This window comes from Saccharothrix sp. S26 (assembly GCF_021390395.1).
Taxonomy (GTDB): Bacteria; Actinomycetota; Actinomycetes; order Mycobacteriales; family Pseudonocardiaceae; genus Actinosynnema.
In genome coordinates this window covers 124046-147007 of record NZ_JAJUWT010000021.1, presented here as the reverse complement: position 1 = coordinate 147007, position 22962 = coordinate 124046, and the positions used below count along the sequence as shown (strand labels likewise).

Sequence of the window (22962 nt, the reverse complement as noted above, 5' to 3'; positions counted from 1 at the left end):
CGGACCGGGGGTGGTGGCCAGGTGTCGTCGGGTCGGTGGGGCGCAGCGCCGCGACGGGTGTTCATCAGCCACACCTCGGAGTTGCGGCGGCTTCCCCCGGGTCGGTCCTACATCGCCGCGGTGGAGTCGGCGGTGGCGCGTGCCGGTGACGCGGTGGTCGACATGGCGTACTTTCCCGCGCGGGACGACGCGCCGGAGGCGGTGTGCCGGGAGTCGGTCGCCGGGGCCGACGTCTTGGTGCTGGTGGCGGGCTTCCGGTACGGGTCGCCGGTGCGGGACCGGCCCGATGTGTCCTACACCGAACTGGAGTTCGAGGTGGCCGGCGGAGCGGGTCTGCCGCGCCTGGTGTTCCTGCTGTCGGAGGACACCGACGAGGCGCTGCGCGACCGGGACCCGCGGCAGGAGGAGTTCCGCCGCCGGCTGCGCGACAGCGGCGTGACCACCGCGGTGGTGTCGTCGCCGGACGGGTTGGAGACGGCGGTGCTGCACGCGCTGTACGAGCAGGGTCGGCCGTCGGACCCGGCGGTCGAGCGGTTGCGCCGCACGGGTGCGCTGCTGGACCGGCCGATCGGCGACTGCGACCCCGTTCGCGACCTGGGCGTGCACCGGCCGACGCAGGTCGCGGACCTCCCCCTGTTGCCGCCCTACATCCCGCGCACGGCCGATGCCGACCTCGACCGGGCGGTGGCGGGCGGCGGGTTGGTCGTGGTGGAGGGCAACTCGGCCGCGGGCAAGACCCGCAGCGCCTGGGAGGCCGTGCGCCGCAACGCGCCGTCGCACGGCTGGCGGTCGGTGCTGGTGCCGAGGGACGGCGCGGCGCTGCGGCTGGTGGTCGAGTCGGGCGAGCCGTTGCGGGACGTCGTGGTGTGGCTGGACGACCTCGAGCGGTACCTCACCCCGGACGGGCTCGACCCGGCGATGGTGGCCGCTGTGTGCCCGCCGGGCCGCACCGACGTCCTGCTGGTGGCGACCCTGCGCTCGCAGACCCGCCGTCAGCTCGGGGACGACGGCCGGTACCCGCAGGTGAGCCGGTCGGCGGACCACCTGCTGGCCACGGCGCGGACCGTCCGGCTGGCCCGTGACCTCGACCCCGACGAGCGCCGGTCGGCCCGCCGACACCAGGCGGACCCGCGGATCGCCGCCGCCCTGGCCGACCGCACCGGCGCGGGGCTGGCCGAGCACCTGGCCGCCGCGCCCGAGGCGCTCGTCCGCTGGCACGCCGGCCGCGACGGGATGCAGGAGGTGGGAGCGGCGCTGATCTCGGCGGCGGTCGACTGCCGCCGCGCGGGCTACTTCGACCCCGTGCCACGCGGGTGGCTGGAGGCGCTGTACCCGGCCTACCTCGACCCGCGGACGCGCAACCGCCTGCGCCGGCCGGACCTCGACGAGGCGTTCGACTGGGCGACGGCCCCGGTCCGCGGGGCGAGCTCCTGCCTGCTGCCCGAGGCGGACGGCCGCTTCGCCGTGTTCGACTACCTGGTGGACCGGACCCAGGCCGACCCGGGCAGCGCCCCGATCCCGGACACCACGTGGCAGGTCCTGCTCGACGGCGAGGAGACCGATCCGTGGGTGTTCGAGGTGGCGCTGAGGGCCCTGCGCGAGGGCCGCCGCGAGGCCGTCGACGTGATCCGGCGGGCCATCCGGAGCGGGAACCCGGCCGCACTGGTCGCCGCCGGTTATGCGTCCTTCGTGGCCGGCCGCGTGACCGGCGACGGCCGGCTGCTCGACCAGGCCGTCGGGATGTGGACCACGGCGGCGGAGAACGGCGACCGGTACGCCATGCACAACCTCGGCCTCACCCACTCCCTCCTCGGCCACCGCGAGGACGCCGAGCGCTGGTGGCGGGCCGCCGCACGCGCCGGGTTCGCGCCGGCGATGACGGAGGTGGGCGTGCTGCACTCCGCGCGAGGCCGGCTCGCCGACGCGCAGCGCTGGTGGACCGAGGCCGCCGAGCACGGCGAGCCCGGGGCGATGCTCGAGCTCGGCAAGCTCGCCTACCTGCGCAAGGACTGGGACGCCGCCGAGATGTGGTGCGCCCGCGCGGGCGAGGCCGGCAGCGTCCAGGCGCTGTACAACCACGCCGACCTCGCGAAGCAGCGCGGCGACCACGCCGCCGCCGAGGAGCGCTACCGCGCCGCCGCCGAAGCCGGGCACCTCGCCGCGCTGGACCACGTGCTGAAGGCGGCCCGCCGGCGCGGCGACCAGGCGGAGGTCGAGCACTGGCGGCAGCGCCGGCAGGTCGCGGTCAAGGCGGCGAAGAAGGCGATGGTCCGGCAGATCACCGACGAAGGCCGTCTCGACCTGCTCGCGCTGTCCTGGGACGGCCTCTTCGAGGAGCGCTGATTCGCCTGGCCCGTCAGCGGTAGGCGGTCACCACCGGTGAGGTCGTCAGTGGGCCGTACTCGTCGGCGGAGGTGCGCACGGTCCACGTGCCGGTGGACGTGTCGGGGTTGCCCCAGACCATCGTGCCGTCCCCGCACACCATGGCGAGGGCGAGCCCTTCCAGCGGTTCGGGGCCCGCGCCGTGGAACGGGTCGCACACGGCCCCGCCGGCCAGCCGGAGCCGCCACGCGACGTCCGGCCCGGGCGGGGACGGGTGCCGTTCCGGCAGCGGCCCGGTGAGCTGGAGCAGCACCGACTCCCCCGTCGACCGCGGGCACTCGACCTGGCCGGGGTGGTCGGCGGCGGAGAAGCACGGGTCGCCGCCGAGGCACCTCCAGGCGTCGGTGCGCGTGGTGGACTCCGACGGCGTGAAGCACTCGCCCCGGTCCGACGATGTCGGCGGGTTCCGGAAGGGGACGTAGTCGACGACCTCGGTGACGGGACCGCCCGGTGTCGTCGTGGGAACAGCCACCGGCTCGGGCTCGGATGTGCGGACGGCGTTCGCTCGCCAGAACACCGGGGCCGGGTCGGTCGACTGCGGTGCACCGCCGAGCAGGAACGCCTGGTCCCCGACGGTCGCGAACCCGTAGATGGACCGCACGGCGTCGAACCCGTTGTCCCGGACGGGCATCCGGTCCCAGGCGAGCCCGTCCGCCGAGGTCCAGACGACGCCGACCGTGCCTTCGGTGCCCGCCGAGTAGCCGAAGCCGAGGAACCCGCTCCCCCACTGCCGGATGCCGGTGAAGACCTGGTGGCCGTTCGGCGAGACACCGGCGTCGGGGAGCTTGCCCGGGTCCAGCGTGCCCTCGCGCCACTGCCCGTCCTCGTCGCGTCGCCACGCCTCGGAGGACGCCTCGTCGCCCCGCGCGGTCCGGGCCAGCATCGCGGTGACCGGGCCGGACCTGCCGACGACCTTCTCGATCGTGGCCGGCATCCCGTCTCCGATCGGTTGCCAGTCCAGTCCGTCCGGGGAGAAGTACAGCAGGGTCCGGCCGGCGATGCTGCCGTCCACGTCCAGGAGGAACCCGTCCGCGACGGCCGTGACCCGCGGTGTCGCGCCCGTGCTGACGTCCGCCGGCACCCGGACCTTGGGCACGAACGAGCGCCCGTCCTCGGCGAACCACAGCTGCAAGTCGCTGTAGACGGTGACGCCACCCTCACGCCGGCGTCCCTCCCCGAGACCGACCACGACCACGCCACGCGGGCCGGCGGCGATGGACCTGTACTGGTCGAGGGCCGCGTCGGGCAGCTCGATCCGCTGCCAGTTCGCGCCGTCCTCGCTCCGCCAGACCGCCGCGGCCCGCTCGGAGGTCCCGAGCACGTAACCCGCGGCGCCGTGCCCGGCGGTCGCACCGCCGTAGGCGAACCCGGTGATCCCGTTCAGGCGCGCCTCGGTCCACCGCTGCCCGTCGGCGGAGAACCTGACCTGCGGGTCCACCGGGTTGCCGGTGACGACGAGCCCCTGGTCCCACCCAGCCAGGTCGATGACGTCGAAGTCGGCCGGCAGGTCCGAGGTGAGCTTCGACCAGCGCGGCGGTTCGGGTCGCGGTGCGTCGGTGGGGACGGCGGCGGGCGTGGTGCACGCGGCCAGGAGCAGGACCAGCGGGAGCAGCCTCAGCATTGTCGGGTCAACTTCCCGCCGGTGTTGTCGGGGCAAAGGGTGTACGCCGTCGCGCCGGTGCCCGTGGTCGCGAACGGCGTGCCGTTGTCGTCCACCACGAGTTCCCCCTCGTGCGCGCCGGAGGTCCACCGCAGGCGCAGCACCCATTCGACGAGCCGATCGCCCACCACGGGCGTGATGGAGAACCTCTCGGGCTCGCTCTCCGAGATGCGGAACGGGAACGTCGTGCTGTCCCGCTGAGGGGTCAGCACGGGCTGCGGGTCGTCCAGGTCGAGGTCGAAGTACCGCGTCAACTGGTCGCTGCCGCACCCCGACCGCAGGAACACCCCCGGCTTGGGCGCGTCCCGCCGCACCACCTCGATCCGGGCCTCCTGCAACACCACCGCCGCGTCGGTCAGCCCTTGGACGGTCACCACGACGACGCCGCCGGAGCTCAGCACCCCGCCGGCCGGTCGCCCCGAGGCTCGCGCCTGTTCGTCGACGGGGCCGGGCACGACCCAGCCCGACTTGCAGTCCGCCTTCGGACCCGCCGCCGCCACGGCCGCGAGCAGCACCGGTGGTGCGGGGTCGTCCGCCCCACGACCGCCCGACCAGGCGACGAGCCCGGCGACCACGATCCCGACCACCAGGACACCCGCCAGCGCGTACACGCCGTGCCGCTCGTGGGTGCCGCCGACGAACAGCCTCCTGATCGAACCGGACTGCACCGCCACACCCGGGTCGCCGGTCACCTGGTTCCGGGTGCCGGCCGGGGGTTCGTTCGCTTCGATGCGGAGAGCCTCGCCGCCGTCCGGCGTTCCCGGTACGCAATTGTGCGGCCACCCGCCGCTCGTGCGGGCACGAGCGGCGGGTGCGGCCCGGTCACGCGACGGCCGTCGCCTCCAGTTCGACCAGCAGGGTCGGGATCGCCAGGCGGGTCACGCCCAGCATCGTGGTGGCCGGGGCCACCCCGGCGGCGGCCAGCCGCGACGCCAGCACGCCGTAGTGCTCGAAGAGCAGGGCGACGTCGGTGGTGTAGACGTTGAGCCGGACGAGGTTCGCCAGCGTCATCCCCGCCTCGCCGAGCACGGCCTCCACGTTGTCCAGGCTCAGCGCCACCTGCGCCGCCATGTCGCCCGCGTGCCGCGGCTCGCCGTCACCGCTCATCGCGGTCTGCCCGGCGCAGTACAGGGTCCGGGTGTGCCCCGAGACGACCTCGCCCTGGTGGTAGCCCAGCCGCACCGACCAGGTCCAGGGGTTGACCGCCGTTCGCTCCACAGCCACTTCAGCTCCATTCGGTCCGTCGACGGCACTCGCGTCGACGGACCGAGCTTCGCAACGAATCACGACACCTCCTGTCGCGTATTCCACCCGACCGTCACGTTCCGCGGCGGTGCGGCGATGTGGTCGGCGAAGGAGGCGTCGTGGCGAAGTCGTCGAAGTCGGGGGTCGGCCGGGTCGTGGCCGCGGTCGTGCTGGTCGGCGCGGTCATCGGGCTGGTGCTCGTGATCCGGTCCGCGGTCGAGCAGCGGTCCTGGGCCAGTGCCGAGGGGACCGTGCGGGAGCGGCTGCGGTCGGGCAAGAGCTTCTCGGTCGAGGTCGAGTACCCGTTGCCGGACGGCGCGAAGCAGGTCTCGACCCTCTCGGAGAACGGACCGGCCCGCCACCCCGGCGACCGCGTGACCGTCCGCTACGACCTGGAGGACGGCCGGGTGGTCGACGCCGCCCTGGCCGACAACGACCAGGCGCACTGGGTGGCGGGCGTCCTGTTGGGCGTGCTGGTGCTCGGCGCGCTCCTCGCGAACTTCATGGCCTGGGGGTCCGGCTCGAGGCACGACTGACCGGGTGGGCGCGGTGGGCGGACCGTCGTGCGGCCGCCCACCGCGCCCGGTCGGGCTAGAAGCCCCAGAGCCGCCACGTCTGGTTCAGCGGGCTGCCCTGGTTGACGGGGTTGCAGGTCCACTGGTGGACCTGGGCGCGTGCCGCCGTGGAGACCTGGCTGACGTCCACGCACTTGCCGCTGTGCCGGGCCACGAGCTGGTAGTCGTGCGGGTCGTTGCCCGAGTAGGTCACCTTCCTCAGCGTGAACTGCTGGTTCTGCGCGCCGGCCAGGCACGTCCACTGCTGCACGGCGGCCCCGTCGGCGGTGGAGCCGCCGTTGACGTCGAGGCACTTGCCGGTCTGCTGGTTGACCGCGGTGTAGGTGCCGGCGACGCCGCTGACCGGGCGGAAGTCCCACAGCTGCTGGTCGCCGCCCTCGCAGTCGAACTGCTGCTGCCGGTTGCCGTCGGCGGCGCCGAGGTCGGTGTTGTCCAGGCACAGCTGCGAGTGCTGGGCCACCGCCACGGACGCGACCCCGCGGCTGGACGGCGGCAGGAGCGTGATGGTGAACGCGTCGTTGGCGTTGGTGTGCGGCAGGGTGACCGTGGCGCTGTTGCCCGACAGCGTCACCACGGAGTTCTGGACGGTGACCGGTCCCTGGACGGCGCCGCCACCGTTGTGCGGGATGCGCTGGGCGACCACCCGCACCTGGTTGTTCTGCACGATGCCGCTGGTCGCGTCGAGCCGCAGGAGCCGGACGGCGATGTTGCCCGTGGTACCGCCACCGCCGACCAGGACCTTCGCCACGCCGGTCGCTTTCGTGGCGAACGCGTCGTACGACGCGCTGGGCGTGACGGCGGCGACCTGACCGGTCTGCGAGCCGTAGAAGCGGTAGACCCACCACTCGCCCTTCGGCACGTGCCGGCCGGCGGAGTTGCGGACCAGCAGGTTGCCGAGGTCGTTGTGCAGGTTGCCCGCGCTGGCCCAGTTGGCGCGCAGGCCGTCGGCCCCGGCCCGTTCGAGGCGGGCAATGTACCAGGAGCCGTCACCGGGGTTCTGCTCGTCGGTCGCGCCGTACTCGTTGATCTGGTAAGGCCGCGGGTGCGGGATGCCCCGCGCGTCGAGCGTGGCGTTCGCCGCCGCCACGTTGGCCACGGGGTCACCGGGCAGCGAGTGCCAACTGACGATGTCGGGCACGGTGTTGGACGAGCGGACGAAGTCGAGGTACTGGTTCCACCACGCCCCGGTCGTCGTCGGCACGCACGCGCAGCTCGGGCCGACGATGAGCTGCTGCGGGAACGCGGCCCGCACCCGCTGGTACGTGCGCCGCCACAGCTCGAAGTACTGCGCCTGCGGCCGGTTCCAGAACAGGGTGATGTTGGGCTCGTTCCACAGGTCCCACTGGACGGGCGCGCCGGTGGCCCGCACGTCGGCGATCACGCGGGTGAGGAAGTTGTCGTAGTCGGTCCAGTTGCCGTTGTCGCCGGGGAAGCGGGAGATCGGGTAGCCGTCGGCGCCCCAGAGGTCGTGCAGCAGGAGGATGAACTCGCCGCCCAGCGACCGGGTGCGCAGCAGTTGGGCGCGCGTGGAGTTCCACCGGCGGTCGTACTTGCCCGCCACCCAGCCGCCGGGGCTGTCCAACTGCGCGCCGCCGGCGCGCATGTACCGGAACTTCACGTCGCGGAAGAAGTGGTCCGCGGGACCGGACGCGTCCTCGGTCATGCCGTAGATCCAGCCGGAGGCCCGGTAGGTCGGTGCGCCGCCGGCCGCGGCGAAGTCGACGGAGATCGACTCGTCCGCGGCGGACGCGGTCGGGCCGGGTGCGACCACGCACGTCAGGGCGGTCGCGACGAGGGCGACCACCGCGCCGAGGCCGCGGCCTCGCCGTCTTGCGGGTGTGAGGGCCACGCGTGACTCCTTCGTCAGAGGTGTTGGGCGTGCACAGGCGGCGATTCGCCGGTGGTCGCGGCGGGGACGGCGGTCGAATCGGGTCGCCTACCCCACCGGGGTGGGGTGGTCCGGGCTGCCGCCCGCCTGGGCCGGTCGGGCCTCGGCGTCGGCGGCGAGCAGCAGGTAGGCGGCGGCGGTCCAGGTGTAGGCGCGGTCGCGCAGGCCCTCGCCGGTGAGGGCGTCGAAGTTCTCGGCGAACCCGCTCTTCTCGCACACCGCGCGGAACCGGGCGCTGACCTGGTCGGCGAGCTCGACCGCACCCCCTCGGCGCAGGCCGTCCTCGATGAGCACGGTGGACGGGGCCCACACCGGGCCGCGCCAGTAGCCGTCCGCCTCGTAGTGGGGCGAGTCGGGTCGTTCGGTGGCCGGGCCCACGGCGGTGAGGTGCCGGGCGATGCCCTCGGCGAGCTTCGCGTGCACGTCCGGCGGCAGGTCCGCGCCCAGCACCACGGGCATGAGGTCGAGCAGGCTCGCCGTGGTGCGCGACGTGCCGTCGAGGGCACGGCTGGTGAACGCCGTGCCGTCCCACAACCTCGTGAGCATCGCGTCCAGTACGGTCGCGGCTTCCCGTTCCCACCGCGTGGCGGCGGCCGGGTCACCGAGCTCGCGGGCCAACCGGGCCAGTTCACCCAGCTGCGCCACCAGGAACGCCGCCAGGTCGGCGGACTGCACGAGCCGCCGCCCGTCGAAGACGGTGGCGTTGTCCCAGCCGCTGTCGTTGCCGTGCTCGTAGTGCGGCAACGACTCGCCCGGCGCACGGCGGTGGTCGAGCCAGAACGTCGTCCACGCGGCCAGCCCCCGGTACAGCGACGGCAGTTCGTCGGCCGGGAGGCCGCCGGGCAGCCTGGACCGCAACCGGGCCACCGCCCAGCCGTGGATCGGCGGCTTGACGAAGTTGTGCAGCACCTCGGCGTGCGTGATCGAGTCGGGCAACGCCCCTTCGGCGGTCTGGTGGTCGAACACCACCCGCAGTTGATCCCACGCCAGGGCGGGCGTGCCCGGCGCGAGGGCCAGGGCGTTGAAGCAGTGGTCCCAGCTCCAGACCTTGTCCATCCAGTTCTTCGACATCAGCACCGCGGGGCGGCCGAGGAAGCCCGCCGGGCTCACCGTGGCCGACCACAGCACGTAGCAGGCGAGCTCGGCGGCCGGGGTGCGGTCGGAGCGCCAGGGCGCGACGTCGTCGGCGAACCGCTCGAAGGACCGCCGTGCCGCCGTCACGACCTCGTGGAACGTCGCGGTGGTGGAGAACCGCTCCCGCGTGGTCGTCAGCTCTTCCACGACCAGCTCCCACTCGCCGCCGTCCCCGCCGACGACGATCGCCCGTTGCGCCGTGCCGAGTGCGCCGGCGCCCGCCACGTCCGCGTGCCCGGCCAACACCGTGACGCGGTAGCGGTGCCCGGTCTCGTAGGACGTGAAGACGTGCGCCGAGGTGACCGGGTCGTGGAAGAAGAACGTGCCGGTGAACGGGGTGAGGGTGTCGTCCGCCGCGGCGATGCGCAGGCCGAGGCCGGCGCCGGAGACCCTCAGCGCCGAGGGTGATTCGAACGCCGCCGCGACCCGCGCCCGGCCCGCGCTCCAGGTGAGCACGGCGGGGTTCGCGTTCACCTCGGCGGACACCCTCGCCCCCGCGAGCACCGGCACGAGCGACAGCACGGCGTGCATGCCGTTGCGGTGGGACACCAGGTGCAGGTCCTCGGCGTAGGCGGCGAGGCCGACGACCGGCGAGACGCCGAACCAGGCGCCGGCATGGCTGAACGGGATCTCCCGCACCGAGAAGTCGTCCACGAAGGTCCCTTTCAGTCCTTGACCGCGCCGGACGTGATGCCCGCGGCGACGAAGCGCTGGGCCAGCACGAGCAGCGCGGTGGCAGGCACGGAGGCGACCACGGCGGTGGCCATGATCGCGTTCCACTCCTGGTTGTTGTTGCCGATGTAGCGGTAGATGCCGAGCGTCAGCGGTTGCATCGACCCGCCGCTGTCGAGCGTCGCGGCGAACACGAAGTCCGACCACGCCCACAGGAACGCGAACAGCCCGGCGGTGACGACCCCGTTGCGGCTCGCGGGCAGCACTACGGACCGGAACGTGCGCCACGCGCCCGCGCCGTCGATGCGCGCGGCCTGCACGACCTCGTCGGGCACCGAGGACATGAACGAGGTCAGGATCAGCACGGCGAACGGCACCGCGATCGTGGAGTCGGCGAAGACCAGTCCCCACACGGTGTTGGTGATGCCGAGCTCGACGTAGATGCCGTACAGGCCCAGCGCCATGATGATGCCGGGGATCATCTGCGCGACCAGCAGCACGAACGTCAGCGGGCGGCGGCCGCGCGGGCGCAGCTTCGCCAGCGAGTACGCCGCGGGCGCGGCCAGTGCGAGCGTCAGCGCCACCGTGCCCAGTGCGACGAGCAGGCTCGTCCCGAAGTACGGCAGTTGCTCGTCGAGGACCCGCGCGTACCCGTCGAACGTCGGGTTGGTCGGCACGAGGTCCGGCGGCGACTTGCGCAGCTCGCCCGGCGGGGTGAGGGAGACGTTGACCATCCAGTAGACCGGGAACAGCATCACGCCGGTGAGCAGCACGCCCACCGCGGTCCGCCACGACGAGCGCGTCATGACGCCTCCTGGTGCCGCTGGACGCGCACGTACACCAGGCCGGCGACCACGGCGAGCAGGATGAGCACGTTGCCCACCGCGGCGCTGGGGCCGAAGCGGGGCAGCATGCTGCCGAAGCCGAGCTCGTAGGACCAGGTGGCCAGGGTGGTCGACGCCCCGCCGGGGCCACCGCGCGTCATGATCCAGACGAGGTCGAACACCTTCAGCGTGTAGACCAGGCCGAGCAGGAGCGTGACCGCGGAGACGGGCCGCAGCATGGGGAAGGTGACGTGCCGGAACGACTGCCACGCGCTCGCGCCGTCCAGGGCCGAGGCCTCGTGCACCTCGGCGGGGATGTTGCGCAGACCGCTGTAGAGCACGACGAGGTTGAACGGGATGCCGATCCAGACGTTGGCCGCGATCACCGACACCAGCGCCCAGTCCGGCGAGGTCAGCCAGTGCACCGCGTCGAGCCCGAACCACGCCAGGGCCGCGTTCACCACACCGGCCTCGCTGTTGAACATCCACGCCCACGTGGACGCGGACACGATCAGCGGCAGCAACCACGGCACCAGGAACAACGCGCGCAGCGTCGCCGACAGCCGGAAGTGGCGGGAGAAGAACACCGCCAGGGCCAGGCCGGTGGTGTACTGGAACACCAGGGAGGCCGCGGTGAACACGAGCGTGTTGAGCAGTGCGGTGCGGAAGACGGGATCGGCGAACACGGCCGTGTAGTTGGCCAGGCCGACGACCGGCGCGCCCCCGTGCACGAAGGTGCGCACGGTGTAGTCGCGGACGCTCAGGTCGATCGTCGTCAGCAGCGGGTAGCCGTAGCACAGCAGCAGATACGCGACGAGCGGGGCGAGGAACGCCCAGCCGACGAGGGTGCGGCGGGCCACGGCGCTACTTGGCCGACGCCGCGGCGCGCTGGGCGTCGGCGAGCGCCCCGGAGGCCGGCTTGGACCCGGTGAGCACCTCCTGCACCGCGGTCCACAGAGGCTGCGAGATGCGCGGGTAGCGGGTGCCGAGGCCGTCGCCGGTGCGCCCCTTGGCCGCCTGCACCGCGTCGACCCACACCGCCAGCTCCGGCTTGGCGGCGACCTGCTGCTCCCGCACCGAGCCGATGGCGGAGACGTAGGTCAGCGCCGTGTCGGTGGCCAGCACGGTGTCGGCGCCGGTCAGGCAGCCGGCGATCTTCGCCGCGGTCGCTTCGCGGTCCGCCGAGCCCTGCACCGGCACGGTGACGAACTCGCCACCCGTCGGTGCCGGCGCGACGCCCCCGTCACGGGACGGGATGGGGATCACGCCGTATTCGAATCCCAGTTCTCCGGCGTTGCCGAGCTGCCAGGTGCCGTTCTCGGCGAACGCGTACTCGCCGGTGGCGAACTCCTGCCAGCTCGTGGTCTGCGTGTTGCCGATGACCGAGTTCGGCGCGTACCGCCGGTCCAGCCAGGACTTCCACAGCTCCACCGCCGCGACGGCCCGCGGTGAGGCCAGGTCGGTCAGCTCCGCGCCCGCGCCCCAGAACCACGGCAGGAACTGGAACGAGCCCTCCTCGGTGCCGATCGCGGAGAAGGTGATGCCCTTCTTGCCCGCGGCCACGACCTTGGCCAGCGCCGCGTCCAGCGATGCCCAGTCCGTGAGCGACGCGGGGTCGACGCCGGCCTGCGCCAGCACCGCCTTGTTGTAGTACAGCGCCAGGGTGTTCGCCCCGATCGGCACGCCGTACGCCTTGCCGGCCACCTCACCGGCGGCCAGCAGGTTGGGCGACGCGGCGGAGGCGTCCAGGCCCACGTCCTCGTTGGCCTTCAGCACCCCGCCCTCGGCCAGCGTGGAGACCACCGGGTTGTCCACGACCAGCACGTTCGGCGCGACGCCCTGCTGCGCGGCGAGCAGCACCTTGTTGGTCAGGTCTGAGGTGTCGTACGCCTGGCGCTCGACCCGCACGCCTGCCTCCGCACCGCACCTCTCGATCACCTTCACCCACTCCGAGGTGCCGTCGAACTGCGGGTACGGGTCCCACACCGCGAACGGGCCGGCCGGATCACCGCCCGCGTCACCGGCCGAGGAGCACGCGGTCAGGCACAGTCCCGCCGCGACCAGGGCGAGGGTCAGGCGGCGGCTGAACGGGGGGCGCGTCATGGGGATCCTTCCAGTCGGCTCGCGCTGACGACCGTCGAACCGTCATCGAACCGGTTCGACCTCGCGGTGTTGCGTCAACGTAGCGGCAGGCGAGAATCCATGCAAGACCTCGTTGCCCTACCATTCGAGGTCTGTCGAACCGGTTGGACGGAGGGCGCATGAACATCGGCGAGATCGCCAAACGGGCGGGCGTGTCGCGCAGCACCGTGTCCTACGCGTTGAGCGGCAAACGGCCGGTGTCGGCCGCGACCGCGCGGCGCATCAACGAGGTGATCGCCGAGCTGGGCTACCGGCCCAACGCGAGCGCGCGGGCGCTGGCCGAGGGGCGCACCCGCACGTTGAGCCTGGTCATACCGCCCGCGAGCAGGCGGCTGACCGACGTGCAGCTGGGGTTCGTGGCCAGCGTCGTGGAGGCGGCGGCCACGCACGACCTCGACGTGCTGCTCTCACCCAGCGGCGGCGACCACGACCGGTCCTTCGAGCGGGTGGTCACCGGCCGCCGGGTGGACGGCGTGATCCTGATGGAGATCCTGCTGGACGACCCGCGCGTGGCCCGGCTGGAGCAGGAGTCGCTGCCGTTCGTGACCATCGGCCACGTCGAACGCCCCGGCGCGTCGTCCTGGGTCGACGTCGACTACGCCGAGCTGATCACCCGCTGCGTGCACCACCTCGCCGACCTCGGCCACCGCGACATCGTGCTGATCAACCGGTCCGACGAGCTGGTCGCCGCCGGTTACGGGCCCGCCCTGCGCGCGTCGAGCGGCTTCCTGACCGCCGCCGGGCAGCGCGGGCTGACCGCGCACACGGTGTGCTGCCCCGACGAACCCGCCGCGGGTCTGGCGTGCTTCGAGGAGATCCGCCACCGGTGGCCGGAGGTGACTGCGGCGGTGACGATCAACGAGGCGGCGTTGCCGGGCCTGCAACGAGCCCTGCGCCACGCGGGCCTGGACGTCCCGGGCGACTTCTCGATCACCGGCGTCATCGCCGGCCGCCTGGCCGAGTCCTTCCACCCACCCCTGACCGCCGCCGACGTGCCGGCCGAGGAGATGGCCCGGCTCGCGGTGGACCTGCTGGTGGAACGCATCGCCGACCCCGACGCGCCACACCGCCACGCCCTGCTGCGCCCGGACATCGCCCTGCGGTCGAGCACGGGCGCCCGCCACCGCTGACACCTCGGTCGAACCGGTTCGACCCGGCACCGCACCACGTCCTGCTCGCCTTCACCGCCGCGGACCTCGCCCCGGACGGTCGAGCGAGGACCCCCGGGCGCTGCCGAGGTGCGGCACATGCCCGCCGCCGGGCCGTCAGCCCGCGCGGTAGCGGGCCAGGACGTCCTCGCGGAGCAGTGCGCCGAAGCCCGCCGAGTCTAGGCGCAGGCCCAGTTGCGGTTCCGTGAGCCCCAGGGCGGTCGCGGTGGTGGGCAGGTGCCAGTGGTGGGCCGCCAGGGTCGTCAGCAGGTGGGCGCGGCGGACCTGCGCCTCCGAGAGGCGGAAGGTCTTCAGGTACGCCGTGCGGCCGTTCCGATCGGTGATCAGCTCGCCGATGTGGTTCTCCTGCTTGAGGCGGAACGCCGGCAGGAAGCGGGACAGCGTGTAGTCGCCCATCCGGTACACGCGGCTCATGGCGTAGGTCTGGCCCAGCAGACCGTCGGCCATCGTGGTGTCGTGGAAGCGCGCCCACTCCGCCTGTTGACGGGTCGCCGCCGCACGCAGCTCGGCCACCGTGGCCACGTCGTCGGGCAGCCGCACCTCGAACCGCGGCACGGGTGCCGCCAGGGTCGCGTAGTGGTGGACCAGTTCACCGTACAGGTCCTGCACGAGGGTGGCGTGCAGCGCCCGGTAGTCGTCGGGGTGCGGCACGACGAACGCGGCGGCCACCGCGTCGGCCACGTGGACGAGCACACCGCACTGGCCGGGGTGGATCTCGAAGTGCTTCAGCGCGTCCGCCAGCCCCGCGACCTCGGCGCCCAGGTACGCCTCCTCCACGCGCGGCGACAGGCCACGCCGGACGGCGCGCTGCGACCACTCGTCCCACACCACCTCCGGCCCGCCGAAGTGCAGCGCCAGGTACCCCTCGACCGCCAGGTGCAGGGGCAGGAAACGCAACCGGTTGCGCTCGACCCGGCGCGCCATCCGGCGGTGCGTCCGCAGCCGCACGGTCCGCGCGGGCGGCCGGCCACCGGCGGCGTCCTGCGCCAACTGCGTGCCGTACGCCGCGACCGGGGTGTCGTCGTCGCTCCACGTCGCGACGAAGCCGTGCGGGATGTAGGACGTGTAGCGCGTGCGCCGGTCCAGCTCGACCACGCCGGGCTCGTCACCGTAGGCGCGCGCGTGCAGCCGCAGCCCGGTGATCGGTTCGTCCCGGGTCAACGGCACGAGCCGGACGCCACCCCACACCTGCGCGGGGCGCGTGGTCAGCCCGGTCAGGTCGAGTCGGGCCGGTTCGGGCGCCGCCATCACCCCTCCTCCAGGAACTTCGCCACCCGGCCGTCGAAGCGGGCGCGCAGCTCGGCGAAACCGGTCGTGCCCTCGGTGAACCGGGCGAACTCCACCAGGGCGGGCACGTCCTCCGCGTCACGCACGCCGACCGTGGGCACGGCGGGCGCGAGCCGCTTCACGTCGAAGTCGACCGCGTCGTACACCGGGTTGAGGTGCACCGCCACCACCCGGCGGTCCGGGTCGAGCTTGGCCCGCCACACCCGCAGCACCTCCGACGCCAGCCCGTACGGCGCGTTGTCCCAGCCGTCGGACACGATCAGCAGGCGGTCGGGCGACCGCTCCAGCGCGTCGAGCACCCGCTCCCCCAGCGGCGTCATCCCGTGCGGGCGCGCCAGCAGGGCGTCGGTGCGGCCGGACGTCCACAGCGGCACGTACTCGCCGGCCAGCTCCGCCAGCAGGTAGTGGCACGCCAGCGCGACCGCCAGCGGCCGGCGGCGCTTCCGCGTCGACCCGAACGCCGAGAAGCTGTCGTCCAGCACCGCGGCGACCCGGCCCCACGTGCCCGCGTCCGGTCCGGCGGCGCGCACGGCCGCGGCACGCAGCGCGCCGGTCAGCTCACCGCGCCGGGCCACCCGGTCGGGCACGGGCAGGGCCAGGACGTAGGAGGCCAGGCGCGTCAGCGGCATCGACCCGAGGTCGACGACCACCTCGGCCTTCTCCCGACGCGCCGACTCCTGCGCCCGCAACCGCTCCAGCCGGGTCATCCGGGGCTCGATGCGCTTGAGGAACGTCGCCCGGTCGATCCCGTGCTCGGCGGCGAAACCCTCGGCCACCGTGTACGGCAGTCCGTAGACCGACGCCTGCTCGTAGTGCGCCCGCCGCCACGTCTCCAGCAGCGGGGTGTCGTAGCGGCGGGCGCCGGAGGTGAACAGGAACGGGCCGAGCTCGCCGCCGGGTGCGACGTGCGCGTGCCGCAGTGCCCGCTTCAGGCCGGTGCGGTACTTGACCGCGTCGAACACCGGGTCCGGCCGACCGGCGACCCACTCCCGGATGATCGCGCGGGTGCGACGGTTGTTCACCTTCGCCCGGCGCAACGCGCCGAACAGGTCGTACACGCGTTGCGGCGGCAGCGCGCGCAGCCGCCGGGCGATCAGGGCGCCTTCGACCCGCCGCTGCCCGGCGGTGGCGTCGCCCGCGGTCTCCAGCAGCTTGCGGACGATCAGCGCGGCGTTGTGGTCGTTGATGTCCAGCGCGAGCGCGGCGGCGTAGAGGTCGCGGTAGTTGCCGATCACGTAGTCGTGCAGGAAGTCCAGCGACAGCCGCTGGTCGTCGGCACCGCCGTGGAACTCGCGTTGCGCGGTGGACGTCGTGGCCGCGTTGATGAACATCAGCACGTCGTCGGCGGTGAGGGCGTCCACGCGTCCACGCTCCGGTCGAGGGGTTGTCGGGCCGGCCGGGGAGTGGGGGCGCGAACAGCGAATCATCGCTTCCAAGGCGGGTTCCGGAAGTCGCACCGGAGTCCCGCGGCCGGCCGGCGAACTCTAGCAACCACGCGCACCCGGTCGCGCCCGGTTATCGCGCCTCGGACGGGACCGCGACTTCTCCCGGCCACGCGACGATCCGGACGCGGATCGTCCGCAACCGCTCCTACCATCGCCGGCATGGCCATCGCCCGATTCCCCAGCATCGTCATCGACTGCCCCGACCCCGGCGCGCTCGCGAACTTCTACGGCGCGCTGCTCGACTGGAAGGTCACCGCCTCCCCCGACTGGGCCGAGGTCCGCGCGGAGAACGGGCAGTGCCTCTGCTTCCAGCAGGTGCAGGGGTACGTGCCCCCGGTGTGGCCGGGTCAGGAGCTGCCCCAGCAGATGCACCTGGACGTGGTCGTGGACGACCTCGACGCGGCCGAGGCGGCGGTGCTCGACCTCGGCGCGACCAAGCACCCGCACCAGCCCGGCACGACGTTCCGGGTCTTCCTCGACCCGGCGGGCCACCCCTTCTGCCTCTGCGTGAGCTGATCCGCCCGCGTGGTCGGGCCGGCGGTCACGGCGGGAACGCGTCGAGCGTCTCGCGCAACCGCGCCAGGACGGGCGCGAGGTCGTCCATCGCCGGGCCGGTCAGCGCGAGGCGCAGCGCTTGCGGCGGGTGCCGGTCGGTGGCGAAGGCGTCACCGGTGGAGACCAGGACGCCGACGCGGGCCAGGGCCGCGGCGACCCGGTCCGCGCGCAGGTGCGGCGCGAGGCGCAGCCAGGTGAAGCAGGACGCCGGGTGCGCCGCGGTGTCCAGCCCGGCGAGGGCGGTGCGGGCGATCGCCTGCCGGGCGCGGGCGTCGGCCCGCAGTCGCTGTTCCAGTCGGGCCACCGTGCCGTCGGCGAGCCACCGCGTGGCCAAGGCGCTGACCAGGCCCGCGACGCCCCACGTGGAGGACCGCAGGCTCGTCGTGAACGCCGGCACGAGGCCGTCGGGCACGACGGCGAAGCCGAACCGCAGCCCGCCGGCGAGGTTCTTGGACAGGCTGGAGACGTAGCAGGTGCGCTCCGGCGCGAGGGCGTGCACCGGCGACGGGGCGGCCGGGTCGAGGAAGGCGTAGGTGCCGTCCTCCACGATCAGCAGGTCGTGCTCGCGCGCGAGGCCGACGAGGCGTTCCCGGGTGGCGCGGTCGAGCACCCAGCCGAGCGGGTTGTGCAGGGTCGGGATGGTGTAGACGGCGCGGACGCGGCGGGTCCGGCACAGGCGGTCGAGGGCGTCGAGGTCGGGCCCGGTCGCGGTCACCGGGACCGGGGCGAGCTCGAGGTGGTGCGCGGCGGCCAGGAGCTTCAGCCCGGGGTAGGTGAGCGCGTCGGCGGCGAGGACGTCGCCGGGCCGGGTGGTCGCGCGCAGCGCGGTGTCCAGCGCGTGCTGGGCGCCGCAGGTCAGCACGACGTTCGCCGGCGCGGTGTCGATGCCGCGGTCGAGCAGGTGCGTGGCCACGGCGGCGCGCTCGTGCCGCCGGCCGCCGGGCGGTTGCTGGCGGGTCAGCGACGCCAGGTCGCCGGAGGTGGACAGGTCGCGCAGGGCGCGGCGCAGGTGGTCGGGCGGCTCGTCGGCGGGCGGCTGGGCGAACGACAGGTCCGCGATCCTGGGCACGGGCAGGTCGCGCGACGCGGTGAGGCCGGCGAACCCCGACTGGTCGCGGACGAACGTGCCCCGACCCCGTTCGCCGACCACCAGGCCCAGGGCGGCCAGTTCGGCGTAGACGCGCGTGGCCGTCGCCAGGGCGATGTGGCGTTCGCGTGCCAGGTCGCGGTGGGTCGGCAGGCGCGTGCCGGGCGTCAGCTCGCCGCGGCGGATCGCGGCGGCGAACTCGTCCACGACGGGTTTGTAGGAGGGCGGGCGCACGGCCCACTGTATCCAGGACAATCAGTGGATTGTGCCAACCACGGCTGCCTAGCCTCGTCGCGTCCCCGCACGCCACCCGGCCGCACGACGAGGTGCTCATGACCGTCCACATCGACCAGCGCGACGCCGTCGCCACGGTCACCATCGACCGCACGGCGAAGCTGAACGCGCTGGACTACGCCACGATCGACGAGCTCGGCGCGGCGCTGGACCGCCTGGAGACGACGTCCGAGGTCCGGGCCGTGATCCTGACCGGGGCCGGGACCAGGGCGTTCAGCGCGGGCGCGGACATCCCGGCGCTCGCGGGCAGCATCGCCGGCGGGACCGAGCGGGCGTTGCGCGAGGTCGTGCGGCGGGGCCAGGGGCTGACCCGGCGCATCGAGGAGTTCCCCAAGCCGGTGATCGCCGCGGTCAACGGGCTGGCCTACGGCGGCGGGTGCGAGGTGGTGGAAGCCGCCGCGCTGGCCGTCGCCGCGCGGCACGCGACCTTCGCCAAGCCGGAGATCGCCCTGGGGTTCCCGCCGCCGTTCGGCGGGTCGCAGCGGTTGCCGCGCCACGTCGGCCGCAAGCGCGGGCTGGAGCTGATCCTGACCGGCGACCCCATCCCGGCCCGGCGGGCGGAGGCCATCGGCCTGGTCAACGCCGTGGTGCCGGCCGACGACCTGCTCGACGCCGCCCACGACCTGGCCCGGCGCATCACCAGGCACGCCGGCACCGCCGTCACCGCGTGCCTGCGCGCGGTGAACCGGGGCATCAACCTGCCCATCGACGAGGGCCTGGCGGTCGAGGCCGCGTGGTTCGCCGCCACCACGACCACCGACGGCGTCCGCACCGGCCTGCGGCGCTTCCTCGACCGCCCCCGGGCGTGACGTGGACCCGGTCATCCCCGGCGCGGGTGGACCCGGCTGTTGGTGTGCAGGTAACGGGCGCGGCCGTCGGTGAAGTCGTAGAGCGCGGCCGTCTGGGTGTCCTCCAGCGGATGCGTCGGCGGCACCAGGAAGTGGGTCTCGGTCACCGGGAGCAGCCGGTGACGAACGCGGTCCGGCCTGCCCAGGAACGCCGCCTGCACCGGGTCCAGCGACAGGGTCAGGGTGAGCTCCCCGCCTTCGGCCGCCACCTCGTACCGCGCGCCGGGGCGCTCGTAGACGCCTTCGTAGCGGGACAGGTCGAGGTGCGGCGCCGGGTCCGGCGCGGGCAAATCCGGGACGGTGACCTCCCCGAGGTCGGCCAGGATCGCGGTGAACGCCTTGCGCTGGAAGCCCTCCCGGGGACCGCCGTTGGTCAGCACGGTGACGGCGGTGTCGGAGTCGGGCAGGAGCCGCAGCCGGGCGTTCTGGCCGATCGTGCTGCCGTCGGAGGCGTAGGCGGTCCGGCCGTGCCAGTCGCACACGATCAGGCCCAGGGCCCATTCCGGCCCGAACATGTGCGGATCGGGCACGGGCACGCGCGAGTGCGTCATCTCCCGGACGCCCTCGGCCGACAGGACGCGCTTGCCGTTCGGCGCGACGCCCCCGTGCAGCAGGACGTGCGCCATCGCCAGCACCTCCCGGACCGTGGACGTGACGTTGCCGCCGGGGCCGAACGCCCGTGGCAGGTGGTCCACCGGCGTGACGACCGGCCCCTCCTCCGGCGACCGGATCAGGTGCCCGGTCGCGGCCCGGGTCGGGTCCACCCGGTCGTGCCGGCTGGTCGTGCGGGTCAGGCCGAGCGGGTCGAAGAGGCGGTCGCGCACGACGTCGTCCCAGCACTTGCCGTCGTGCACTTCGAGGATCCGCGCGAGGATCGCGTACCCCAGCGCCGCGCTGTACCCGTGGGTGCGGCCCGGAGGGAAGACCTGGGGCGCGTCGGCGATGTTCTCGACCATGCGCTCGAGGACGTCGTCACCTTCACCCGGGTCGCCGTAGGCCTCCTCGATGCCGTTGGTGTGGTCGAGCAGGTGGCGCGGGGTGATCACGGCGCTCGCCGCGGCGTCCGCGACGGTGAAGCCGGGCAGGTACGTCCGCACCGGCTCGTCCAGGTCGACCGCGCCCTCGTCGACCAGTTGCAGGAAAGCCAACGCGGTCCACGTCTTGGTCATGGAGCCGATCTGGTACGCGGTGTCCGGCGTCGCCGGTTCGCCCGTCTCCACGTTCTTCACGCCGACCGCGAACTCCGTGACCCGTCCCCCGCGCAGCACACCGACCGCGGCGCTGGGGATGCCGTGCTCCGCCAGCAGCGCGCCGATCCGGGTCCGCAGCCGCTCCACGTCGAGGGTCATCGCGGGAGGCCGACCGCGTTCGCGGCGTCCGCTTCGAAGTACTCGGTGGTGGCGTGAGCGCCCGCGTGCGCCTCGAAGAACTCGCGCACGCCCTCCACCGAGTCGTGGGTGATGACGTTGACCGCCTTGGTCCCGTCCTCGCTGGCGACGGCCAGCTTCCACCGCGCACCGTTGGGCAGCTCGGCGTGCGCCTTCTTCAGGCCGCTCCAGAACGCGGCGTCGTCGGAGACCGTCGACACGACCAGCACGTGCATCGTTGTTCCCTCCCTTTGCGGATGCGGGGAAGCTATGTTGCGTTTCCGATCGCGTCAACGTGCCGACCACCGAAAACCCTTGTCGCACAAGAAATCGGTGCAACAGGTGTGCGAGTGAACGCAACTGTCCTGATCGGACGTTGCGCGGTACGGTGGGTCATGCGCGACCGTGAGGAGGTGTGCCGGTGCCCGGAGGCAGGTTGACCCGCGAGGACCGCGGCCGGATCGCGGTCTGGCTGGCCGACGGGCTCGGGTACGCCGAGATCGGCCGCCGGCTCGGCCGGCCGACGTCCACGATCAGCCGTGAGGTGACCCGCAACGGCACACCGGGCGACTACGTGGCCGACCGGGCCCAGCGGGCCGCGGCGGACCGTGCCCGCCGACGCAGGCCGCGCCCTCCCGAGCCGGTGGCCGACGGGCGGTCGACCGGCGCGGGGAGCGGTGTCGTGGACCGGTTCGCGACCCTGCTGGCCGCGACCGGGCTGCCCCGGATGACCGCCCGGGTGTTCGTCTGCCTGCTCACCGCCGACGACGGCCTGACGGCGGCGGAGCTGGTGCGCCGGTTGCGGGTCAGCCCGGCGTCGGTGTCGAAGTCCGTCGGCGCGCTGGAAGGGCTTCGGTTGGTGACGCGCCGACCGGACACCGGTGGTCGACGGGAGCGGTACGTCGTGGACGACGACGTCTGGCTCCAGGCCTGGCAGGCCGACACCGGTGCGCACGCCGAGCTGGCCACCGCCGCGCGGCAGGCCGTCGGGATCTTCGGCGCCGGCACCGCCGCCGGCGCGCGGTTCAACCGGATGGGCCGGTTCTTCGCCCGGCTCACCGAGCAGATGAGCGGCGGCACCCTGGCCGAGGCGCTCGGGCACGACGCGCTGACCGCGGTCGCCGCCCTCGTGCACGCCGGCCGGCCGCTCACCCTCGGCGCGCTGGCCGCCGCGCTCGACTGGCCGCGCGACCGCACCGCCGCCGCCGTGGACGCGATCCGACGTCACCCGGCCATCGCCGATCCCCTCGTGCTGCGGACCGCCGGACCCCGGACGTACGCCCTCGCCGTGCGCCCGGACCGCCTGAGCCCGGCGCAACGCCGAGCGCTGGAGGAGTGACCGGCCCCGCCGACCGGTGGGCGCGTGTCAGGGCCGTGTCAGGACGGTGGCCGCCCGGTGTCAGGACGGCCGGTCAGTGTGGTTCCCGTGATCACGACAGCGATCACGGCCGGCCCTCCGGGGCAGGCCCGGAGCAGACCGCAGGAGAGCAAGATGCGCACGTTCGACACCCCGGCCCCCGTGTCCGCCGTCCTCGACATCCCCGCCGGCCGAGTCCGGTTCGTCGCCGAGGACCGGGCCGACACCGCGGTCGACGTCCGGCCCGCGGACGCGGCCAAGGGCCGTGACGTGAAGGTCGCCGAGAGCACCGCGGTCGAGTACGGCGACGGCGTGCTGCGGATCACCGCCTCGGCGAAGAACCAGTTCCTCGGGCCCTCCGGCGCGGTCGACGTCACGGTCCGGCTGCCCGCCGGTTCCCGCGTCGACGCCAAGGCCGCCTCGGCCGAGTTCCGGGGCGTCGGACGGCTCGGCGACGTCACCTTCGAGGGCTCGCACGGCTCGGTCGAGCTCGAGCGGGCCGCGAGCGTGCGCCTGACCACGCACAGCGGCGACGTCGCGGTGGGTCGGCTGGACGGGCCGGCGGAGATCAGCACCGGCCTGGGCGACATCCGGATCGCCGAGGCCGTGCGCGGCGCGGTCGTGCTGCGCACCCAGTCCGGCGACGTGTCGGTCGACGCCGCCGCCGGGGTCTCCGCCTCCCTCGACGCCGGCACCGCCCACGGCCGCGTGCACAACGCCCTGCGCAACGCCGACGGCACCGCCGCCCTGCACATCCACGCCACCACGGCGCACGGTGACATCACGGCCCGCAGCCGCTGAAACCGCTGCACTCGACGAGCTCCACCCGCGCCGGAACGGGGCGGCACGACGCACGGCGACATCGTGTCGCATGTGGACGGTCGACCACCCCGCGGCGGCGGTCTTCCGCCCACCCCGGTCCTTGACACATCCCTCACGTTGTGGCCGGCATGGCTGCGGGGGTCGGGTCGACGGGGCGGGGGAATCGAGGGGACTCACCAAGCGCGGCAGGCATTACCCGTCACGGGGAA

At 73.7% G+C, this 22962-nt stretch carries 20 protein-coding genes; 7 read left to right on the top strand and 13 right to left on the bottom strand.

Annotated elements, in window-relative coordinates:
• Positions 1-21: 21 nt before the first annotated feature.
• Positions 22-2343 carry a DUF4062 domain-containing protein gene (locus tag LZG04_RS30300; protein WP_233823328.1) on the top strand — a complete coding sequence of 774 codons (2322 nt, stop codon included), beginning with the start codon at positions 22-24 and terminating at the stop codon, positions 2341-2343.
• A 13-nt stretch (positions 2344-2356) separates the two neighbouring features.
• Here the strand turns inward: LZG04_RS30300 and LZG04_RS30295 are convergent, their stop codons facing one another.
• The 3 genes from LZG04_RS30295 to LZG04_RS30285 form a co-directional block, all read right to left on the bottom strand.
• Entirely contained in the window at positions 2357-4003 is a 1647-nt protein-coding gene (locus tag LZG04_RS30295; RefSeq protein ID WP_233823326.1) for a hypothetical protein, read from the bottom strand.
• Positions 3997-4734 carry a hypothetical protein gene (locus tag LZG04_RS30290; protein WP_233823324.1) on the bottom strand — a complete coding sequence of 246 codons (738 nt, stop codon included), beginning with the start codon at positions 4732-4734 and terminating at the stop codon, positions 3997-3999. The genes LZG04_RS30295 and LZG04_RS30290 overlap by 7 nt, the downstream gene beginning before the upstream one ends.
• A gap of 130 nt (positions 4735-4864) precedes the next feature.
• Entirely contained in the window at positions 4865-5260 is a 396-nt protein-coding gene (locus LZG04_RS30285) for a RidA family protein (RefSeq protein ID WP_233823432.1), read from the bottom strand.
• A gap of 146 nt (positions 5261-5406) precedes the next feature.
• Here LZG04_RS30285 and LZG04_RS30280 point away from each other — a divergent pair, with 146 nt between their 5' ends.
• Positions 5407-5823, top strand: coding sequence for a DUF3592 domain-containing protein (locus LZG04_RS30280; RefSeq protein ID WP_233823297.1), 417 nt, complete (start codon positions 5407-5409; stop codon positions 5821-5823).
• A 55-nt stretch (positions 5824-5878) separates the two neighbouring features.
• Here the strand turns inward: LZG04_RS30280 and LZG04_RS30275 are convergent, their stop codons facing one another.
• The 5 genes from LZG04_RS30275 to LZG04_RS30255 all read right to left on the bottom strand — a co-directional run bounded on the left by LZG04_RS30275 (position 5879) and on the right by LZG04_RS30255 (position 12483).
• Positions 5879-7711 (bottom strand): RICIN domain-containing protein, encoded by a 1833-nt coding sequence (locus LZG04_RS30275; RefSeq protein ID WP_233823295.1) that lies wholly within the window; start codon positions 7709-7711, stop codon positions 5879-5881.
• 87 nt (positions 7712-7798) lie between these two features.
• Positions 7799-9538 carry an amylo-alpha-1,6-glucosidase gene (locus tag LZG04_RS30270; protein ID WP_233823293.1) on the bottom strand — a complete coding sequence of 580 codons (1740 nt, stop codon included), beginning with the start codon at positions 9536-9538 and terminating at the stop codon, positions 7799-7801.
• An 11-nt stretch (positions 9539-9549) separates the two neighbouring features.
• Positions 9550-10362, bottom strand: a complete 813-nt coding sequence (locus LZG04_RS30265; protein ID WP_233823291.1) for a carbohydrate ABC transporter permease — start codon at positions 10360-10362, stop codon at positions 9550-9552.
• Complete coding sequence (locus LZG04_RS30260) at positions 10359-11240, bottom strand: carbohydrate ABC transporter permease (RefSeq protein WP_233823289.1); 882 nt, start codon at positions 11238-11240, stop codon at positions 10359-10361. The genes LZG04_RS30265 and LZG04_RS30260 overlap by 4 nt, the downstream gene beginning before the upstream one ends.
• Before the next feature lie 4 nt (positions 11241-11244).
• A complete protein-coding gene (locus LZG04_RS30255; RefSeq protein ID WP_233823286.1) occupies positions 11245-12483 on the bottom strand; it encodes an extracellular solute-binding protein in 1239 nt (412 codons plus the stop codon).
• 158 nt (positions 12484-12641) lie between these two features.
• Here LZG04_RS30255 and LZG04_RS30250 point away from each other — a divergent pair, with 158 nt between their 5' ends.
• Positions 12642-13652 carry a LacI family DNA-binding transcriptional regulator gene (locus tag LZG04_RS30250; RefSeq protein WP_233823284.1) on the top strand — a complete coding sequence of 337 codons (1011 nt, stop codon included), beginning with the start codon at positions 12642-12644 and terminating at the stop codon, positions 13650-13652.
• 135 nt (positions 13653-13787) lie between these two features.
• Here the strand turns inward: LZG04_RS30250 and LZG04_RS30245 are convergent, their stop codons facing one another.
• Both LZG04_RS30245 and LZG04_RS30240 read right to left on the bottom strand, forming a co-directional pair.
• Complete coding sequence (locus tag LZG04_RS30245) at positions 13788-14939, bottom strand: hypothetical protein (protein WP_233823282.1); 1152 nt, start codon at positions 14937-14939, stop codon at positions 13788-13790.
• On the bottom strand, positions 14939-16339 hold the full coding sequence (locus LZG04_RS30240) for a hypothetical protein (protein WP_233823280.1): 1401 nt from the start codon (positions 16337-16339) through the stop codon (positions 14939-14941). The genes LZG04_RS30245 and LZG04_RS30240 overlap by 1 nt, the downstream gene beginning before the upstream one ends.
• A 243-nt stretch (positions 16340-16582) precedes the next feature.
• On the opposite strand from LZG04_RS30240, the gene LZG04_RS30235 reads away from it, so the two are divergent.
• Entirely contained in the window at positions 16583-16939 is a 357-nt protein-coding gene (locus LZG04_RS30235; RefSeq protein ID WP_233823278.1) for a VOC family protein, read from the top strand.
• 25 nt (positions 16940-16964) lie between these two features.
• On the opposite strand, the gene LZG04_RS30230 is transcribed toward LZG04_RS30235, so the two are convergent.
• Positions 16965-18320, bottom strand: a complete 1356-nt coding sequence (locus LZG04_RS30230; RefSeq protein WP_233823276.1) for a PLP-dependent aminotransferase family protein — start codon at positions 18318-18320, stop codon at positions 16965-16967.
• 77 nt (positions 18321-18397) lie between these two features.
• On the opposite strand from LZG04_RS30230, the gene LZG04_RS30225 reads away from it, so the two are divergent.
• A complete protein-coding gene (locus tag LZG04_RS30225) occupies positions 18398-19168 on the top strand; it encodes an enoyl-CoA hydratase-related protein (RefSeq protein WP_233823274.1) in 771 nt (256 codons plus the stop codon).
• An 11-nt stretch (positions 19169-19179) separates the two neighbouring features.
• Here the strand turns inward: LZG04_RS30225 and LZG04_RS30220 are convergent, their stop codons facing one another.
• Positions 19180-20556: a serine hydrolase gene (locus LZG04_RS30220; protein ID WP_233823272.1), complete on the bottom strand. Its 1377-nt coding sequence runs from the start codon at positions 20554-20556 to the stop codon at positions 19180-19182.
• The gene (locus tag LZG04_RS30215; protein WP_233823270.1) at positions 20553-20810 is read right to left on the bottom strand and encodes a hypothetical protein; all 258 of its coding nucleotides are present in this window, start codon (positions 20808-20810) and stop codon (positions 20553-20555) included. The genes LZG04_RS30220 and LZG04_RS30215 overlap by 4 nt, the downstream gene beginning before the upstream one ends.
• A gap of 185 nt (positions 20811-20995) precedes the next feature.
• On the opposite strand from LZG04_RS30215, the gene LZG04_RS30205 reads away from it, so the two are divergent.
• Positions 20996-21913 (top strand): helix-turn-helix domain-containing protein, encoded by a 918-nt coding sequence (locus tag LZG04_RS30205; protein WP_374202920.1) that lies wholly within the window; start codon positions 20996-20998, stop codon positions 21911-21913.
• Between the two features lie 153 nt (positions 21914-22066).
• Entirely contained in the window at positions 22067-22732 is a 666-nt protein-coding gene (locus LZG04_RS30200) for a DUF4097 family beta strand repeat-containing protein (RefSeq protein ID WP_233823268.1), read from the top strand.
• Positions 22733-22962 lie beyond the last annotated feature (230 nt).

Coding starts and splice junctions, on each gene's coding strand:
- LZG04_RS30200 (WP_233823268.1), top strand. CDS start 22,067: ATGCGCACGTTCGACACCCCGGCCCCCGTGTCCGCCGTCCTCGACATC.
- LZG04_RS30220 (WP_233823272.1), bottom strand. CDS start 20,556: ATGACCCTCGACGTGGAGCGGCTGCGGACCCGGATCGGCGCGCTGCTG.
- LZG04_RS30225 (WP_233823274.1), top strand. CDS start 18,398: ATGACCGTCCACATCGACCAGCGCGACGCCGTCGCCACGGTCACCATC.
- LZG04_RS30255 (WP_233823286.1), bottom strand. CDS start 12,483: ATGACGCGCCCCCCGTTCAGCCGCCGCCTGACCCTCGCCCTGGTCGCG.
- LZG04_RS30235 (WP_233823278.1), top strand. CDS start 16,583: ATGGCCATCGCCCGATTCCCCAGCATCGTCATCGACTGCCCCGACCCC.
- LZG04_RS30265 (WP_233823291.1), bottom strand. CDS start 10,362: ATGACGCGCTCGTCGTGGCGGACCGCGGTGGGCGTGCTGCTCACCGGC.
- LZG04_RS30215 (WP_233823270.1), bottom strand. CDS start 20,810: ATGCACGTGCTGGTCGTGTCGACGGTCTCCGACGACGCCGCGTTCTGG.
- LZG04_RS30295 (WP_233823326.1), bottom strand. CDS start 4,003: ATGCTGAGGCTGCTCCCGCTGGTCCTGCTCCTGGCCGCGTGCACCACG.
- LZG04_RS30250 (WP_233823284.1), top strand. CDS start 12,642: ATGAACATCGGCGAGATCGCCAAACGGGCGGGCGTGTCGCGCAGCACC.
- LZG04_RS30245 (WP_233823282.1), bottom strand. CDS start 14,939: ATGGCGGCGCCCGAACCGGCCCGACTCGACCTGACCGGGCTGACCACG.